Genomic DNA, 15,498 nt, shown 5'->3' on the forward strand with positions numbered 1-15,498 from the left:
GAGGAGCACCATGGGCCTGACCGGCCATGAAATTCGCACTGGACTCGATCGCCTTGTCGCCGGCATGACCGGCCTCAAGCACAGCGGTCGTTTTCACGAGCCGAACCTCGACGGTACCGCCGGCGACTACATCAGCTTCGACAGCTGGGAATGGCCCCAAGGTGTCGGCCTCTATGGCCTCGTCCGCCTGTGGCTGCTGACCGGTCGCGAGGATCTGCGCAGGCTCGTCGAGGACTGGTACGCCTCACAGATTGCCAGCGGCCTGCCGGGCCTCAACGTCAACACCAGCGCGCCGATGCTCGGCCTTTCGGTTCTCTGGGCGAAAACCCGCGACCCGCGATGGCAGCCCGTGCTCGACACCTGGGCGAACCGCGTGCTCTCCGAAATGGGCCGCACGCCGGAAGGCGGCTTCGAGCACCACGTCTCCGACAGGATCAACGACAACGAACTCTGGGACGACACGCTCTACATGGTGGCGCTCTTTCTCGCCTCCTACGGTGAGGCAAGCGGTCGGCGCGAACTCGTCGACGAGGCTTCGCTCCAGTTTCTCGTCCATGCACGCTACCTCGCCGACCCCGAGACCGGCCTCTGGTTCCACGGCTGGACCTTCGAGGGGCGGCACAACTTCGCCCGTGCCCGCTGGGCGCGTGGCAATGCCTGGATCACCGCCGGCATTCTCGACCTTTTCGATCTCGCCGAACTCGGCCGGCCGGTCCGGCGCTTCCTCGAAGGCGTACTCGTGGCACAGGTCGACACCTTGCTCAGACTTCAGGCGCCGTCCGGCGCCTGGCGCACACTGCTCGACGACCCGACCTCCTACGAGGAGATTTCCGCGACCGCCGGCATCGGCTACGGACTCTTGAAGGGCTATCGGCTCGGCCTCGGCACGCCGGCCTGGCGAAGCGCCGGGCTTCGGGCGCTCGAGGCGGTGATGCGCAACATCGACGAAAGCGGCACCGTCCTCAACGTCTCCTACGGTACCCGCATGGGCCACGACCTGCAGTTCTACAAGGACATCCCGATCCAGCCGACCGGCTACGGCCAGGCGCTGGCGATCCTGTGCCTTTCGGAGGCGCTCAACCATGTCGGAGCGGAGGGACAGGCCGCATGACGATGAAGCTACTCTACGGCGCCGGGCCCCAGGACGTGAAAGGGTATGACACGCAACGCCTGCGCGACGCCTTCCTGCTGAGCGACCTTTTCGCGGACGACCAGGTCAATTTCACATATACCCATGTCGATCGCCTCATCCTCGGTGGTGCCGTGCCGGTGACGACGAGCCTTGGCTTCGGCTCCGGCGCGGAGATCGGCACGCCCTACCTGCTTTCCGCCCGCGAGATGGGAATCGCCAATCTCGGCGGTACCGGCTCGATCGAGGTGGATGGCCAGCGCTTCACGCTCGAGAACCGCGACGTGCTCTATGTCGGCCGCGGCGCCCGGCAGATCAACGCCTCCAGCCTCTCGGCGGAGAGGCCCGCCCGCTTCTACATGAATTCGGTGCCGGCCGGCGCCGACTTCCCGCACCGTCTGATCACCCGCAGAGAAGCGAAGCCCCTCGATCTCGGCGATGCGCGCCGCTCGAACAGGCGCCGGCTCGCGATGTACATCCATCCGGAGGTCGCCCCGTCCTGCCTGCTGCTCATGGGTATCACCGACCTTGCCGAAGGCAGCGCCTGGAACACCATGCCGCCGCATCTGCACGAAAGGCGGATGGAGGCCTACTGCTACTTCGACCTCTCGCCGGAGGACCGGGTCATCCACGTGATGGGACGGCCGGAGGAGACCCGCCACCTGATCGTCGCGGACGGTGAGGCGGTCCTCTCCCCCGCCTGGTCGATCCACATGGGCGCAGGTACGGGACCTTACGCCTTCGTCTGGGGCATGACCGGCGAAAACCAGGAATACAACGACGTCGCTCCCGTAGCCGTGGCTGATCTCAAATGACGAAAACGACCTTCCATATGAAGAAAGACCTGCCGGCCGGAGAGGCCATTCGCTACTGGCAGCTCGGTGCCATCGCCGAAGAGCGTTTCGACGTGCCGGACCAGCCGATGAAGGGCGAGATGGACCCCTTCTTCTTCCTGACCAAGCACAAGAACTTCATTCCGCACGAGTATCCCTGCCGCACTCTCTTCGCCGAGCGATATCGCGGCAACCGTCCCGACGTTCGCGGCTCCTTCGAGGCCGCCCGCTGGTGGCTGCCCTTCGGTTCGCCGCGGCTCGATCTCTCCGGCTTCTGGTTCCGTCCGACGCGCCTTGCCACCTGGGCACGCACCTTTATCGAAGCAGAAACGGCGGGAACGGCAAGGGTTCGTCTCGGCACGTGCGGCGGCGCCGTGCTCTGGCTGAACGGCGATGAAGCGGGCTGGATGGCGCCCTATAGCCGCAATCTCGAAGCCAAGGCGGAATTCGATCTTCCGCTTCAGGAAGGCCTCAACGAGATCATCCTGTTCTTCGACGACCTTGCCGAACGCGATGCCCGCTATTTCATTCAGCTCGACTATTTGTCGGGTCCGAAGGCCGCGGTCACGCTGCCCGTCCCCTGCGCGCCGTCCGCGGCCGATGCAGTGGAAACCGCCCTCGACGGAATGCACTTCGATCGCCCTGCCTATTTCGAAGGCGACATGACGCTGATCTTCGGCTCACCCTTGCCGCTGGACGTCGAGGTCGCAGTCGCGGTCGAAGGCGACTTCATGTCGACCGAACGTTTCGACTATGATTTCCGGCTCAAGGCCGGCGAGACCCGCCTCGTCGTCGGCCCGTCGAGCGCCATGCCCGCCGACTTCCGCCATTTCCGCGTGACGCTGGACGCAAACGGTTTCGTGGCAGCCCGGTCGATCGGCGTCGAGATCTGCCACGCCGACCGGCAGGGCGAAGCGCCGACGTCGCTCTCCGCTCGCATTGACGAAACATTCGAGGAGATCTCCGAATTCTCCGAGCGCGACACCGTGCGCGCCTTCGCGCGCCTCGCCAGCGGTCGCGGCGGTGCCGACACCGACGCGATGATCGACGAGATCCTGCCCTCGATCGAGGACTGCCACGATTGCGCCGATTTCTCGCTCGTGCCACTCATCTGGTCGCGCACCACCTGGGGGGCCGATATCGGGGCCACGACCCGCGCGCGCATCGACCGCGCCATCCTCGGCTTCCGCTATTGGATGGACGAACCCGGCAACGACGTGCAGTGGTATTTTTCCGAGAACCACGCGCTTCTCTTCCATACCTCGGCCTACCTCGCCGGCGCTCTCTTTCCTGAAGAGACCTTCGTCCGGTCCGGACGCAAGGGGGTGGACCAGCGCGCCGTGGGTGCTGCCCGGGTGCGCGCATGGCTCGACCATTTCGAAGCCTGGGAGATGGCGGAATTCAACTCCGCCCCCTATTTCCCGATCGACCTCAAGGGGCTGACGGCGCTCGCCGCGCTCGCGCCCGACGCGGACATCGCGACACGCGCCCGTCACGGCATCGTCCGGCTCTGCGAGATCGTCGCGCGCTCGGCCCATCACGGTATGCTGACTGCCGCGCAGGGCCGCTCCTATGAGCACACGCTTTGCGCCGGCCGGTCGCTCGAGCTCTCCGGCGTCGCCCGTCTTCTCTGGGGTCGTGGCTGGTACGGCCGGCGCGTCCATGCCCTGCCGCAGCTCGCCGTCTGCCTGCGCGACCACGGCCTCGTCGTGCCGGAGGCTCTCGCCGACATCGCGAACTATCGCTCTGAGCAGCACCAGGAATGGACTTTTGCCCAGGGCGAGAACCGTTTCGCTGCGCTCTATCACTACAAGAGCCGCGCCTTCGCCATGGGCTCGGTCGCCCATTATCGCTGGCACGACTGGGGCTACCAGGAAACCGTGCTGCATCTGAGGCTCGGCGAGCGGCCGGAGGCAGCGATCTGGATCAACCATCCCGGGGAAACGATCCAGTTCGGCTACGGCCGTCCATCCTACTGGGGCGGCTGCGGCGCCGTCCCGCGCACCCACCAGTACCGCGGGCTCGCCGTCCTCGATTTCCAAACGGTCGACGAGCAGGTGGATTTCACCCATGCCTGGTTCCCGGTCGCGGAGTTCGACGAGAGCCGCGTCGAGGGAAATCTCGCCGTCGCCCGCAGTGGCAAGGGCGCCGTGCTCCTGCGCGGTAGCGTGCCGTTCGAGCGCGTCGTCGAAGGACCGTCGGCCGATGCGGAACTGCGTCAGCGCGGCCGCAACACCCGATGGATCGTCCGCGTCTGCGAAACCTCAGATCTTGCGAGCGTCGAAGCCCGCTACGCCGGGCTTTCCGTGAGGGACGAGCCTGACGGCACGCTCGTCATCGACGACCCGGAATATGGTGTCGTACGCTTCCGGGCCGACGGCTCGGCCGAGGCAGAAGGCCGCACGATCGTGCCCGAGGCATTCACCGTCGCCGGCGCGGCGACGATGCTCCCGGCTCGCTAGCCGGCATGCCCCGCCTGCGTGAGGCCGGCGGGTTTCGAACATGGCGGGCGGGAGACCCGCTGAATGAGGAGGAGGAACGACCATGAAGAAGACAAGAACCGTACTGGCGGCACTCGCCGTCGGGCTTCTGACATCCACGTCGGCGCTTGCCGGCGACGTGCGCATCATGTGGTACTCGGACGGCGTCGAAGGCGAGGTCCTGAAGGACCTGCTCGACCGCTTCATGAAGGAGAACCCGGGGATCAACGTCATCCTCGACAACGTCGCGTACAGCGTCGTGCGCGAACAGCTTCCCGTGCAGCTCGAGGCGGGCTCCGGTCCGGACATCGCGCGCGTAACGAACCTGAAGGCGCAGAGCCAGCACTGGCTCGATCTCCGCCCGCTCGTCGCCGATCCGGCCTACTGGGACGAGAATTTCGGCGCGCAGGCCGACTGGATGCGGCCGGACGGATCGAAGCAGATCTCCGGCTTCATGACCCAGATCACGCTCACCGGCGGCTTTGCCAACAAGACGCTGTTCGATCAGGCGGGCGTCGCCATCCCCGGCAAGGACGCCACCTGGGACGACTGGGCGAAGGCCGCCAAGCAGGTGGCCGAAAGCCAGCAGGTACCTTTCGCCATGGCGCTCGATCGTTCCGGCCATCGCCTGACCGGCCCGATCCTCTCCTACGGTGGCAACTATGTCGGCGCCGACGGCAAGCCGGCTCCGCTAGACCAGGGCGCCAAGGACTTCTTGACGAAGTTCGTCGGCTGGATCGCGGACGGCACGATGGGCAAGGACGTCTGGGTCTCGGCGGCCGGCTCCACCTACCGCGCGGCTGCCGACGACTTCATCAACGGCCAGCTCGTCTATTACTATTCCGGCTCCTGGCAGGTGCCGAATTTCTCCACCAAGATCGGCTCGAACTTCGACTGGGTCGCGACCGGAAGCCCCTGCGGTTCGGCCAGTTGCACCGGCATGCCGGGCGGCGCCGGTCTGGTGGCGATCAAGTACACCAAGAACCCGAAGGAAGTGGCGCAGGTCATGGACTACCTCGCCCGCGAGGACATCGTGAAGGAGTTCTCCGAGCGCACCCTGTTCCTGCCGGCCCACAAGGGACTGCTCGCCAAGGGCCTGGACTTCAAGACCGACGACGCGCAGGCGAAGGAAGCCCTCAATACCTTCGTCGCTGCAACGGGTTCGCTCTCCGAGCTTGCCCAGAAGCTGCCGGGCTGGTTCTGGTCCGACACCTTCTACGGTGCGCTCGTCACGCGCGTCAGCCAGGCAGCCGCCGGCGAGATGTCCGTCGACGAGGCCTTCACCCGCATCGATGCGGATATCGCGGCCAAGGTGAAGGATTCCGGCCTGTAACGTCATGGCGCCGTCGGCAAATCGCCGCGGCCAGACGATGTCGGTCGCGGCGGGGACTTGCCCCGCTGCGCACCGCAGGGGACAGTCGTCCGCGCCGGACGACTGTCTGTGACCGGCCTGGGAGGAGAGGCATGAGAACGCACACTACCGGCGGAGCCGGCCTGGGCGCGATCGTCACCGCGCCGATACATTTTGTCATGGGCATTCTCGACGCGCCGCTGCGCAGACTGCAGCGGGTGGGCGGGACCGGTGGCATGGCGGCCTTCTTCCTGATGCCGAACATGCTGATCTTCGGCATCTTCGTGCTGCTGCCGTTCTTCATCAACTTCGCCTATTCCATGACCGGCGGCACGGCCCTCTTCCTGCCCGACCGCTCCTTCGTCGGCGCGGACCAGTATGTGCGTCTCTTCGACTGCAGGAGCTACGTCGAGCCTGGCAGTTGCGTCGAGGACACGTTCTGGACGGCGGTCTGGAACACGGCATCGTTCGTCGTCCTCCAGGTCTCGCTGATGATCCTGGTTTCGCTCGTCACCGCGCTGATCCTCAATCGCGACCTTGCCGCGCGCAGCTTCTGGCGGGCCGTCTTCTTCTTCCCCGTCCTGCTGTCGCCGGTCGTCGTCGGGCTTATCTGGAAATGGATCCTCCAGCGCCAGGGCCTTCTCAATTTCGGTCTCTACGGCCTCGGTTTCGATCCCTATGTCTGGCTCAACGACCGCAACTGGGCCTTTGCCGCCACCATCGGCGTCTCGATCTGGGCGCATATGGGTTTCTACACCCTGATCCTGCTCGCAGGCCTGCAGGCGATCCCGAAAGACCTCTACGAAGCCGCGGAAATGGACGGAACGAGACCGGCGCGCGCCTTCTGGCGCATCACACTGCCGCTCCTCATGCCGAACCTCCTCGTCGTCGTGGTGCTCGTGCTCATCCGCGCGGTACAGATCTTCGACGAGATCTATGTGCTGACCGGCGGTGGGCCGGGGACGAGCACGCTCTACCTGACGCAGTATATCTACGAGACGGGTTTTGCCGCGCAGCTGCGCAATCCCGGCCTTGCCGCCGCCGCCTCGATCCTGATGGGCGCCGTGCTCGTCGTGCTCACACTCGTCCAGCTCGGCCTCGGCCGTTCCGGCGAGAAGAAGGGAGACCGCAAATGAGCGGGATCGTCCGTTTCCTCACCCGCCGGAAAGGCGGCAAGGGCTGGCACTGGACCGACGTGGTCACGTGGGTCTGGCTTGTCGGGGGGCTCTTCATCATGTTCGGCCCGGCCGTCTGGTTGGTCGGCTCGTCCTTCAAGTCACCGGCGGCACTCGCCGAATTCCCGCCGACCATCCTGCCCTACGTCACCCAGAAGGTGACGGTCGAGGGCTACGACAAGCCGCTCGACCTTTACGAGGCGACACTTGAAGACGGCAGTACTGCGGTGCTCGCCGAAGTGCGCCGCATCGGCGTCGTCAGCCAGATGGTCGACCCGGCAAAACCCGGCGAGATCATCAAGGTCAACATCGCCAAGCGACGGCCGGTGCGCGAGATGTCGTTCGCCACGACGAACTACACCGAGCCCTTCACCCATTTCGATTTCGTCCGCTATCTCTGGAACTCCGTCTTCGTGACGGTGACGGCGACGTTGATCACGCTCGTGGTCAACTCGATGGCCGCCTTTGCCCTCAGCAAATACGAATTCCGTGGTCGGGCGCTCGCCATGTTGCTGATCCTGGCGACGCTGATGGTGCCGCTCTCCGTCATCATGGTGCCGCTCTACTCGATCGTCTCGGCGCTCGGCCTCTTCAACAGCCTCTGGGGCGTGATCCTGCCGACCGTCGCGACGCCGACAGGCGTCTTCATCCTGCGCCAGTACATGCTGACCATTCCCGACGAACTGGTCGACGCGGCGCGGATGGACAAGGCGTCGGAATGGCAAATCTACTGGCGCATCATCCTGCCGCTGACGGCGCCGGCACTCGCGGTGCTTGCGATCTTCTCCGTCGTCTGGCGCTGGAACGATTTCCTGTGGCCGCTGATCGTGCTCTCGCGCAAGGAGCTCTACACGCTGCAGGTCGGCTTGAGCATCTATTCGGGCGAACTGAACGTGCAGTGGCACTTCATCCTCGCCATGACCGTCGTGACCATGATCCCGGTCGTGCTGGTCTTCATCTTCCTGCAGCGCTTCATCACCACCGGCATTGCCGGCACCGGACTGAAATAGGGGGAGCATCATGGGCCAGATCAAGCTCACCAACGTGAAGAAGTCATTCGGCGCCGTCGACGTCATTCGCGACATCAACCTGGAGATCGAGGACGGCGAGTTCGTCGTCTTCGTCGGCCCGTCTGGCTGCGGCAAGTCCACGCTCCTGCGCATGATCGCCGGCCTCGATCGACCGTCGAGCGGGGAACTCGCAATCGACGGCAAGGTCGTCAACACCGTGCCCGCCGCCGACCGCGGCCTCGCCATGGTCTTCCAGTCCTATGCGCTCTATCCGCACATGAGCGTGCGGCAGAACCTCGCCTTCGGCCTTGAAAACACCCGCATGCCGAAAGCCGAGATCGCCGAGCGCATCACCGAAGCCGCGCGCATGCTGGAAATCGAGGCCTACCTCGATCGCCGCCCGGGTCAGCTTTCAGGCGGCCAGCGCCAGCGTGTCGCCATCGGCCGCGCCATTGTGCGCCGCCCCGTCGCTTTCCTGCTCGACGAGCCGCTATCGAACCTCGATGCCGAGCTGCGCGGTTCCACTCGCGCCGAGCTTGCCGCGCTCCACGCCCGTCTTTCGGCGACGATGATCTACGTGACGCACGATCAGGTCGAGGCGATGACGCTCGCGGACCGTATCGTCGTGCTGCGTGCCGGCCGCATCGAGCAGGTCGGCACGCCGCTCGAGCTCTACAATCGCCCCGCAAACCGCTTCGTCGCCGGCTTCATCGGCTCTCCGCACATGAACTTCCTCGACGGCACGGTCGAAGCGGCCGGTCCCGGACGGACCGTCATTTCCCTCGCCGGCGGCCAACGGCTCGAACTGCCCTCGGTCGGCGCTGCCGGGAAATCGGGCTCACGCGTGACGGTCGGCGTGCGTCCGCAACACATCACGCTCGGTCGCAGCGAAAGCAGCGTCTCGGCGAAACTGACACTCGTTGAAGCGCTCGGTGCCGAAACGGTGCTGCATGCCGATCTCGCAGGACAGAAGATCCTTGTCGTCGCGCCGGGTCAGCATGCCGTCACCCCCGGGGCAACGATCGATCTCTCCTTCGCCAGCGCCCCGATCCACCTCTTTAACGAAGAGGGGCTGCGCATCGAAACCGCGCGCTGAGCGGTTCGCGTCTGGCATGCGGCCCTGCGGCCGGTGCCGGCTTCGAGCAGGTCAGCCGACCACGACGGCGATGACGGAAACACAATCGCCCGCCTTGACCAGACCCGGAAAATGGCGGGCGCAGAGGACGCCGCTCATCTTCGCGCGGATTTCTGAAGGTGCGACGCCGGTCCTGCCGACCGGGTAGATCCGTGCGACGACGTCGCCGGCCTCAACCTGGTCTCCGAGGTCGAACGTCGGCTCGATGAGCCCGTCGTCTTCGGCGAAGGCAAAGCAGTCGCCGTTCGGCATGTCGAGCCAGGTGGTCTCTGCCGGCGTGACACTTCCTCTCAGAATGCCGGCCGCCTTCAACACGTTGGCCACCCCGGCCTTGGCGATGCCAATGCTCTTTGCCGTCGCCGTGCCGCCGCCGCCGAGCTCCGTGGTGATGAAGACCTTGCCCATCTCCTCGGCGGCGGTGTCGTACATGCCGACCGCGTCGATCTCCAGCATCTTCATGGAATAGGGCGCTCCGAAGGCCCTGACGAAGTCGAAGGCCTTGGCCTCCTGTACCTTGTCCGGCAGAACATGGGCCGCACAGAAGGGAAGGAAATCCAGCGTCTTGCCGCCCGAGTGGAAGTCGAGCACCACGTCCGCGAGCGGCAGAAGCACCCGCTGGAAATAGTCGGCGATCTTCTCGGTGACGGTTCCGTCCGGCCTGCCGGGGAAGCTGCGGTTCATGTTCCCCTTGTCGATCGGCGAGGTCCGGGTACCTGCGAGGAAGGCGGGATAATTCATCGCCGGCACAATGATGACCCTGCCGCGAACCTCGTCCGCCACCAGCCTCCGAGCAAGGTCGAAGAGCGCGGCCGGCCCTTCATATTCGTCGCCGTGGTTGCCGCCGGTCAGAAGGGCCGTCGGCCCTTCCCCGTTCCTGACGACGGTGACCGGGATCATCACCGATCCCCAGGCGGAGTCGTCCCGACTGTAGGGCAGACGGAGAAAGCCGTGCTGCACCCCGTGCGCGTCGAAATCGACCGTAGCGCTGATCGGCGATCGTCGCAGATGCTGTATGCCCATGAACTCAGTCCTTGACCATCAGCTTGCGCGGCACCGAGGCGAAGCATTCGACTCCGCTTTCGGTGATCAGGATGCTCTCGGTCGTCTCGAAGCCCATGTCCTCGAGCCACAGACCCGTCATGAAATGGAAGGTCATGCCCGGCTTCAGTTCGGTCTTGTCACCGGGACGAAGGCTCATCGTGCGCTCGCCCCAGTCCGGCGGATAGGAAAGCCCGATCGGATAACCGGTGCGGTTGTCCTTCACGATGCCGTATTTCTTGAGGACGGCGAAGAAGGCATTGGCGATGTCTTCGCAGGTATTGCCGGGTCTGGCGACCGCAAGCCCCGCCTCCATGCCTTCGAGCGTCGCCTTTTCGGCGTCGAGGAAGGCTTGCGTGGGCTTGCCGAGGAAGACCGTGCGCGACAGCGGCACATGGTAGCGGTTGTAGCAGCCAGCGACCTCGAAGAAGGTGCCCTCCCCGCGCTTCATCGGCCGGTCGTCCCAGGTCAGGTGTGGGGCGGAGGCCTCCACCCCGGAAGGCAGAAGCGGGACGATCGCCGGATAATCGCCGCCGATGCCGTCGACGCCGCGTGTGCCCGCGTCGTAGATTTCGGCGACGAGATCGCACTTGCGCATGCCGACTTCGATCTTGTCGAAGATGCGCTGGTGCATGGCCTCGACGATGCGGGCCGCGTTGCGCATATATTTGATTTCCGTCTCGCTCTTGACGGCACGCTGCCAGTTGACGAGCGCCGTCGCGTCGACGAAGCGCGCATTCGGCAGATGTTTCTGCAGCGAGGCGAAAGCGGCAGCCGAGAACCAGTAATTGTCCATCTCGACGCCGATCCTGAGCGCGCCGAAGCCCCGGTCGGAAAGGATTCCGGAGAGGTAGTCCATCGGGTGCCGTTCGGTCGACTGCACGTAATGGTCCGGATAGCCGATGATGTTCTCGTGCTTGAGATAGGCCGTCAGCTTGGCTCCGTTGGCATCCTGTCCGCGACCGAACCAGATCGGCTCGCCGGACGGCGGCACGATCACCGCCTGATGGACGTAGAACGACCAGCCGTCATAGCCCGTGAGCCAGGCCATATTGGACGGATCGCTGACAATCAGCAGGTCGACACCCTTCGCCTCCATGGCTTCACGCGTCTTGCGCAGCCGCGCCTCGTATTCCGCAAGGGAAAATTTCAGTCTCGCTTGGGTCATGTCTCGTCCCTCTTGCCCGGCAATGCCGTTGTTCAGCTTTCGAAAGTCGTTCCCGCACCTGCGGCACTCGCCCGGGCAAAGGCGAGCGTGGCAATGGCGGTGTCCTGGATGCCGGTCCCCGTCAGGTCGGCAATTGTGATGTCGTCTGCCTTCGTTCGCCCGGGCCTGAGACCTGCGATCACCTGTCCGAGCTCGGCAAATTCCGCCTCCGGCGCCACGAGACCCGCTGCAATGGCGTGATGCAGTTCGCCGAGCCGGCGCGTTTGTTTCAGGCTGTCGGCAACATAGAGCGCCCTTGTCATCGCCCGCGGATCCAGTTCAATCTTGTGTTCCGCGTCGGAGCCCATGGCCGTGACATGTTGCCCTGGCTGGAGCCATTCTGCTCTCAGAACCGGGATGTCCGACGGCGTGGTGGTCACGATGATGTCGGCACCGTCGACTGCCGCTTCAGGATCGGTCTCTGCGCGCACCGGAATCGCGAGCCTCCCGGTAAGCGCGCGTGCGGCGGCTTCGGCCTTCCCCTTGTCACGCGCCCAGAGACGCGCTTCGCGGATCGGGCGAACGAGGGTCAGGGCCTCGAGCTGCAGGCCTGCCTGCATACCAGCGCCGAAGATCATCGCCACGGCCGCATCCTCCCGGGCGAGATGCCTTGCAGCGACCGCCCCGGCGGCGGCCGTCCGCACGTCGGTGAGATAGCCGTTGTCGAGCAGCAGGGCCTCGACTAGGCCGGTTCGGCTCGACAGCAGCACCATCATGCCGTTGGTGCTCGGCAGGCCGAGCTTCGGATTGTCAAAGAAGCCGGGGCTGATCTTGATAGCAAAACTGTCGAGGCCGGGCACATAGGCGGTCTTCACGTCGACCTCGCCGCGATGCTCGGGAATGTCGAGCCTCAGGATCGGCGGCATCGCCACCGCTTTGGTTGCAAGCGCATGGAAAGCATTTTCGACACAGGCGACAGCTTCGCGGTCGAGCGGCACGATCCTCCGCAACTCCGCCTCCGTCAAGATCGTCATGCGTGTCATGCCGCGGCCTCCTTGTCGAACGGATCGTCTTGCCCGTTCATCACCCGCTGATGCAGGCCCATGTCGACATTGCGCCCGGAGAGGATGACCGCGATCGGTCCGTCGATTTCGATCTTTCCGGTGAGAATTGCCGCTATGCCCACGGCTCCCGCGCCTTCGACGACTTCACGTTCCTGCGCGTAGGCATGCCGCATCCCGGCTGCGATCTCCGCCTCGCTCAGCAGGACGATGTCGTCGAGCAGTTCGCGGCACATGCGAAAGGTTACGTGATTGTCGAGCCCGATACCGCCGCCGAGCGAATCCGCGAGACTTGCATATTCCTCGACGAGAACCGGCTTTCCGGCCTCGAGGCTCGCCTTCATCGCAGCACCGCGTTCCATGGTGATCCCGATCACCCGCGCCGTCGGCTTGCGGGCCTTGACCGCCGCCGCAACGCCGGCAGCCAGACCGCCGCCTGAGAGCGGCACGAGCACGGTCGCCACGTCCGGCATCTGCTCGACGATCTCAAGTCCCAGCGTTCCCTGTCCTGCCACCACGGCCGGGTGGTCGAAGGGGGGAACCATCACGAGGCCTCTTTGGGCGACCAGCCGCTCGACTTCCGCCTGAGCCTCGTCCTGGGATTTGCCGACAATTCTGACGTCGGCACCGAGGCGGCGGATTTCGGAGACTTTATTCTCAGGCACGAGTTGCGACATGCAGATTGTCGCAACCGAGCCTTGCGCCTTCGCCGCATGCGCAAGCGCCCTGCCGTGATTGCCGGTCGAGGCGGCGACCACACCGCGCGCTCGCTCGTCGTGCGAAAGCGAAAGCACCGCGTTGGTCGCACCGCGAAGTTTGAAGCTGCCGGTCGTTTGGTAATGCTCGAGCTTCAGGCCGACCGGCACGCCGCAGCGCTCGCCGAGCGCCGACGAGAGGACGAGGGGCGTGCGAAGCATACGACCGGCAATGCGCCGGGCCGCCGCCTCGATTTCCTCGATAGCCACGGGAGGAGCGGCGGTCATGTCCAGGCTCCGTCGAGCGGCAACGTCATCAGCCGGCCGAGGTGGGGACGAGCCTCGTCGTCGCCGCAGAGGCGAAGGCATGCCCAGGCGGTTGCATAATTGCTGCTGACGGCGGGCTTGCCGATCGCCGCCTCTATTTCAGCGATGACGCCGGCGGCGCGAACAGCCGTGCACGAGATGAAGAGTGCGTCCGATTCAGGTGCCATCGCCTCCTGCGAGAACGCCCCGATTTCGGACGGCGCGATGCGCGCCATCTCCCGGTCGTCGGTGAGCCCGAGACAGGTGAAGCGGTCGATCTCGAAGCCGAGGGCGGAGAAATAGTCCGCCATCGGCCGGCTTGTCTCGATCGTATAGGGCGTCAGCACGGAGATTCGCTTGGCCCCGAGAGCCTTCAGGCCGTGCACCGCCGCAGCCGTCGGCGTGACCACGGCGGCGCCGGGCTTGGCGGCATTGATGGCAGCGGCAACCTCCGCGTCGCCGATGACCACGGAAGCCGAGGTGCAGGAATACATCACGACATCGAGCGTCTCGTCGGGAAGGATCAGACCTGCCGCCGCCGTCAGCGAGGGCTGCATCGCCTTGAGGTTCTCCGGCGTCACCGGATTGGCGTAGGGAATGCGGGCAACATAGACGCCGACGCGGTCGGATGCGACCAGGCGCTGGAAGTCCACTTCGGTCGTGTGATCCGTCGCCAGGATGATGAGGCCCACACGCTTTTCGAGCGGTCGTGGATCAAGCCGAGGCGGACGCGTGGCAAGAGAAATCGAAACCGGGTTCATCATCTGCGTTCCTCCACCCGTGCGTAGCGTTCTTCCAGAAAGCGGAGGAAGACGACGGAGATCAGGCTTATGATCAGGAAAAACACGCCGACCAGAGTCATCGGTTCGATGTAGCGATAGTTGCTGTTGGCGATGCTTTTCGCCTGGTTCATGAGCTCCAGCACCGTGATTGCGGAAAGGAGCGGCGTCTCCTTGAACATCGCGATCAGGTAGTTCGCGAGCGCCGGGATCATCGGCGGTATCGCCTGCGGCAGGATCACGTGGATCCAGGTCTGGCGCTCCGTCAGGTTCGTCGCCTTTGCCGCCTCCCACTGACCGCGCGGAACGTTCTCGATTCCTGCCCGGTAGACCTCCGCGGCATACGTGCCGTAGTGAATGCCGAGGCCGATGACCCCGCCGAGGAGCGCCGGCAGGCGGATGCCGATGTCCGGCAGCACGTAGAAGATGAAATAGAGCTGCACGAGCAGCGGCGTGCCGCGAATGAACTCGACGGCAAAGCTGGTGACGCGTGCGACCGGAGCTGGGGCGGCCATGCGCACTACCGCGAAGAGAAGCCCGAGCACCGCAGCAACGGCTGCGCCGAGAACGGTCGCAAGGACGGTGATCTTGGCGCCTTCGAGCAGGGTCGGCATGACCTGGCGGACGAATTCCCAATCCCATTCCATGGTCAGGCCCTCACACCATCGAGACCGCGGGTAGCGCGCCGCTCGAGCCAGCGCATGCCGAACGAAATGACCGATGCCATGATGAAGTAGAGTACCAGGATGGTCGCGAACGGGATCAGCGTGCTGCCGGTCTGTGCCCTCACCACCTGGGCCTGGAAAGTCATGTCCGTCAGCGAGATCAGCGAGACGACGGCGGTGCCCTTCAATAGCTCGATCGCATTGTTGCCGAAGGTGGGCAGCATCAGCGGCAAAGCCTGCGGCAGGATCACGTGCCGCATCGCCTGGCGGCGCGTGAGATTGAGCGCAATGCAGGCCTCCCGCTGCTCGCGCCCGATCGCCTTGACCGCGCCGCGCACGACCTCGGCCCCGTAAGCACCGACATTGAGCCCGAGTGCCAGTACGCCTGCCTGAAGCGGCGTCAGCGTGATGCCGGCAAACGGAAGCACGAAATAGGCCCAGAAGAGCTGGACGAAGATCGAGGTGCCGCGAAAGAACTCGATATAGGTGGTGGCGAGCGCACGCACCGCCATGAAACGGCTGAGCCGCCCGAGCCCGGCCGCAAAGGCTGCCACGAGGGCGAGCGCCGAACCCATGAGGGTCAGTTGCACCGTCACCCATGCGCCCTCGAGGATCAATCCGATATAACCGGACCAGTCGATCATTGTTCAAACGTTCCCGTCGAATTCGGTTTTGTCATCGGTGGCACCGAGCG

Annotated in this window: 14 protein-coding genes; 7 read left to right on the forward strand and 7 right to left on the reverse strand. The window is 65.0% G+C overall.

Features of this window, described 5'->3' with window-relative positions:
- The first annotated feature begins 10 nt into the window (after positions 1-10).
- From bglB to EUU22_RS02740, 7 genes are all read left to right on the forward strand, one after another.
- Positions 11-1,111, forward strand: coding sequence for a beta-galactosidase BglB (gene bglB / locus EUU22_RS02710; RefSeq protein ID WP_129330563.1), 1,101 nt, complete (start codon positions 11-13; stop codon positions 1,109-1,111).
- Positions 1,108-1,944, forward strand: a complete 837-nt coding sequence (kduI, locus tag EUU22_RS02715; protein ID WP_129330564.1) for a 5-dehydro-4-deoxy-D-glucuronate isomerase — start codon at positions 1,108-1,110, stop codon at positions 1,942-1,944. Before bglB ends, kduI begins: the two co-directional genes overlap by 4 nt.
- Entirely contained in the window at positions 1,941-4,424 is a 2,484-nt protein-coding gene (locus tag EUU22_RS02720) for a hypothetical protein (RefSeq protein WP_129330565.1), read from the forward strand. Before kduI ends, EUU22_RS02720 begins: the two co-directional genes overlap by 4 nt.
- An 82-nt stretch (positions 4,425-4,506) precedes the next feature.
- The gene (locus EUU22_RS02725; protein WP_129330566.1) at positions 4,507-5,775 is read left to right on the forward strand and encodes an ABC transporter substrate-binding protein; all 1,269 of its coding nucleotides are present in this window, start codon (positions 4,507-4,509) and stop codon (positions 5,773-5,775) included.
- A gap of 197 nt (positions 5,776-5,972) precedes the next feature.
- The gene (locus EUU22_RS02730) at positions 5,973-6,929 is read left to right on the forward strand and encodes a carbohydrate ABC transporter permease (protein WP_439329112.1); all 957 of its coding nucleotides are present in this window, start codon (positions 5,973-5,975) and stop codon (positions 6,927-6,929) included.
- Positions 6,926-7,978, forward strand: coding sequence for a carbohydrate ABC transporter permease (locus EUU22_RS02735; protein WP_129330568.1), 1,053 nt, complete (start codon positions 6,926-6,928; stop codon positions 7,976-7,978). Before EUU22_RS02730 ends, EUU22_RS02735 begins: the two co-directional genes overlap by 4 nt.
- Before the next feature lie 10 nt (positions 7,979-7,988).
- Complete coding sequence (locus EUU22_RS02740) at positions 7,989-9,074, forward strand: ABC transporter ATP-binding protein (RefSeq protein ID WP_129330569.1); 1,086 nt, start codon at positions 7,989-7,991, stop codon at positions 9,072-9,074.
- 51 nt (positions 9,075-9,125) lie between these two features.
- Here EUU22_RS02740 and doeB read toward each other — a convergent pair whose 3' ends face one another.
- The 7 genes from doeB to ehuC are packed head-to-tail and all read right to left on the reverse strand — an operon-like array spanning position 9,126 to position 15,448.
- Positions 9,126-10,133 (reverse strand): N(2)-acetyl-L-2,4-diaminobutanoate deacetylase DoeB, encoded by a 1,008-nt coding sequence (gene doeB, locus EUU22_RS02745; RefSeq protein ID WP_129330570.1) that lies wholly within the window; start codon positions 10,131-10,133, stop codon positions 9,126-9,128.
- A gap of 4 nt (positions 10,134-10,137) precedes the next feature.
- Positions 10,138-11,319: an ectoine hydrolase DoeA gene (doeA, locus tag EUU22_RS02750; protein ID WP_129330571.1), complete on the reverse strand. Its 1,182-nt coding sequence runs from the start codon at positions 11,317-11,319 to the stop codon at positions 10,138-10,140.
- A 32-nt stretch (positions 11,320-11,351) separates the two neighbouring features.
- Positions 11,352-12,341, reverse strand: a complete 990-nt coding sequence (eutC, locus tag EUU22_RS02755; protein WP_129330572.1) for an ectoine utilization protein EutC — start codon at positions 12,339-12,341, stop codon at positions 11,352-11,354.
- Positions 12,338-13,342 carry a hydroxyectoine utilization dehydratase EutB gene (gene eutB / locus EUU22_RS02760; protein WP_129330573.1) on the reverse strand — a complete coding sequence of 335 codons (1,005 nt, stop codon included), beginning with the start codon at positions 13,340-13,342 and terminating at the stop codon, positions 12,338-12,340. The genes eutC and eutB overlap by 4 nt, the downstream gene beginning before the upstream one ends.
- Positions 13,339-14,124, reverse strand: a complete 786-nt coding sequence (gene eutA / locus EUU22_RS02765; RefSeq protein WP_129330574.1) for an ectoine utilization protein EutA — start codon at positions 14,122-14,124, stop codon at positions 13,339-13,341. Before eutA ends, eutB begins: the two co-directional genes overlap by 4 nt.
- The gene (gene ehuD, locus EUU22_RS02770) at positions 14,121-14,786 is read right to left on the reverse strand and encodes an ectoine/hydroxyectoine ABC transporter permease subunit EhuD (RefSeq protein WP_129330575.1); all 666 of its coding nucleotides are present in this window, start codon (positions 14,784-14,786) and stop codon (positions 14,121-14,123) included. Before ehuD ends, eutA begins: the two co-directional genes overlap by 4 nt.
- 2 nt (positions 14,787-14,788) lie before the next feature.
- Complete coding sequence (gene ehuC / locus EUU22_RS02775; protein WP_129330576.1) at positions 14,789-15,448, reverse strand: ectoine/hydroxyectoine ABC transporter permease subunit EhuC; 660 nt, start codon at positions 15,446-15,448, stop codon at positions 14,789-14,791.
- Positions 15,449-15,498 lie beyond the last annotated feature (50 nt).

The sequence above is a fragment of the Ciceribacter ferrooxidans genome (genome assembly GCF_004137355.1).
Lineage (GTDB): Bacteria > Pseudomonadota > Alphaproteobacteria > Rhizobiales > Rhizobiaceae > Allorhizobium > Allorhizobium ferrooxidans.

Excerpts from the sequence above, each read along its gene's own strand:
- bglB (WP_129330563.1), top strand. The coding sequence starts at position 11 with ATGGGCCTGACCGGCCATGAAATTCGCACTGGACTCGATCGCCTTGTC.
- kduI (WP_129330564.1), top strand. The coding sequence starts at position 1,108 with ATGACGATGAAGCTACTCTACGGCGCCGGGCCCCAGGACGTGAAAGGG.
- EUU22_RS02720 (WP_129330565.1), top strand. The coding sequence starts at position 1,941 with ATGACGAAAACGACCTTCCATATGAAGAAAGACCTGCCGGCCGGAGAG.
- EUU22_RS02725 (WP_129330566.1), top strand. The coding sequence starts at position 4,507 with ATGAAGAAGACAAGAACCGTACTGGCGGCACTCGCCGTCGGGCTTCTG.
- EUU22_RS02730 (WP_439329112.1), top strand. The coding sequence starts at position 5,973 with ATGGGCATTCTCGACGCGCCGCTGCGCAGACTGCAGCGGGTGGGCGGG.
- EUU22_RS02735 (WP_129330568.1), top strand. The coding sequence starts at position 6,926 with ATGAGCGGGATCGTCCGTTTCCTCACCCGCCGGAAAGGCGGCAAGGGC.
- EUU22_RS02740 (WP_129330569.1), top strand. The coding sequence starts at position 7,989 with ATGGGCCAGATCAAGCTCACCAACGTGAAGAAGTCATTCGGCGCCGTC.
- doeB (WP_129330570.1), bottom strand. The coding sequence starts at position 10,133 with ATGGGCATACAGCATCTGCGACGATCGCCGATCAGCGCTACGGTCGAT.
- doeA (WP_129330571.1), bottom strand. The coding sequence starts at position 11,319 with ATGACCCAAGCGAGACTGAAATTTTCCCTTGCGGAATACGAGGCGCGG.
- eutC (WP_129330572.1), bottom strand. The coding sequence starts at position 12,341 with ATGACACGCATGACGATCTTGACGGAGGCGGAGTTGCGGAGGATCGTG.
- eutB (WP_129330573.1), bottom strand. The coding sequence starts at position 13,342 with ATGACCGCCGCTCCTCCCGTGGCTATCGAGGAAATCGAGGCGGCGGCC.
- eutA (WP_129330574.1), bottom strand. The coding sequence starts at position 14,124 with ATGATGAACCCGGTTTCGATTTCTCTTGCCACGCGTCCGCCTCGGCTT.
- ehuD (WP_129330575.1), bottom strand. The coding sequence starts at position 14,786 with ATGGAATGGGATTGGGAATTCGTCCGCCAGGTCATGCCGACCCTGCTC.
- ehuC (WP_129330576.1), bottom strand. The coding sequence starts at position 15,448 with ATGATCGACTGGTCCGGTTATATCGGATTGATCCTCGAGGGCGCATGG.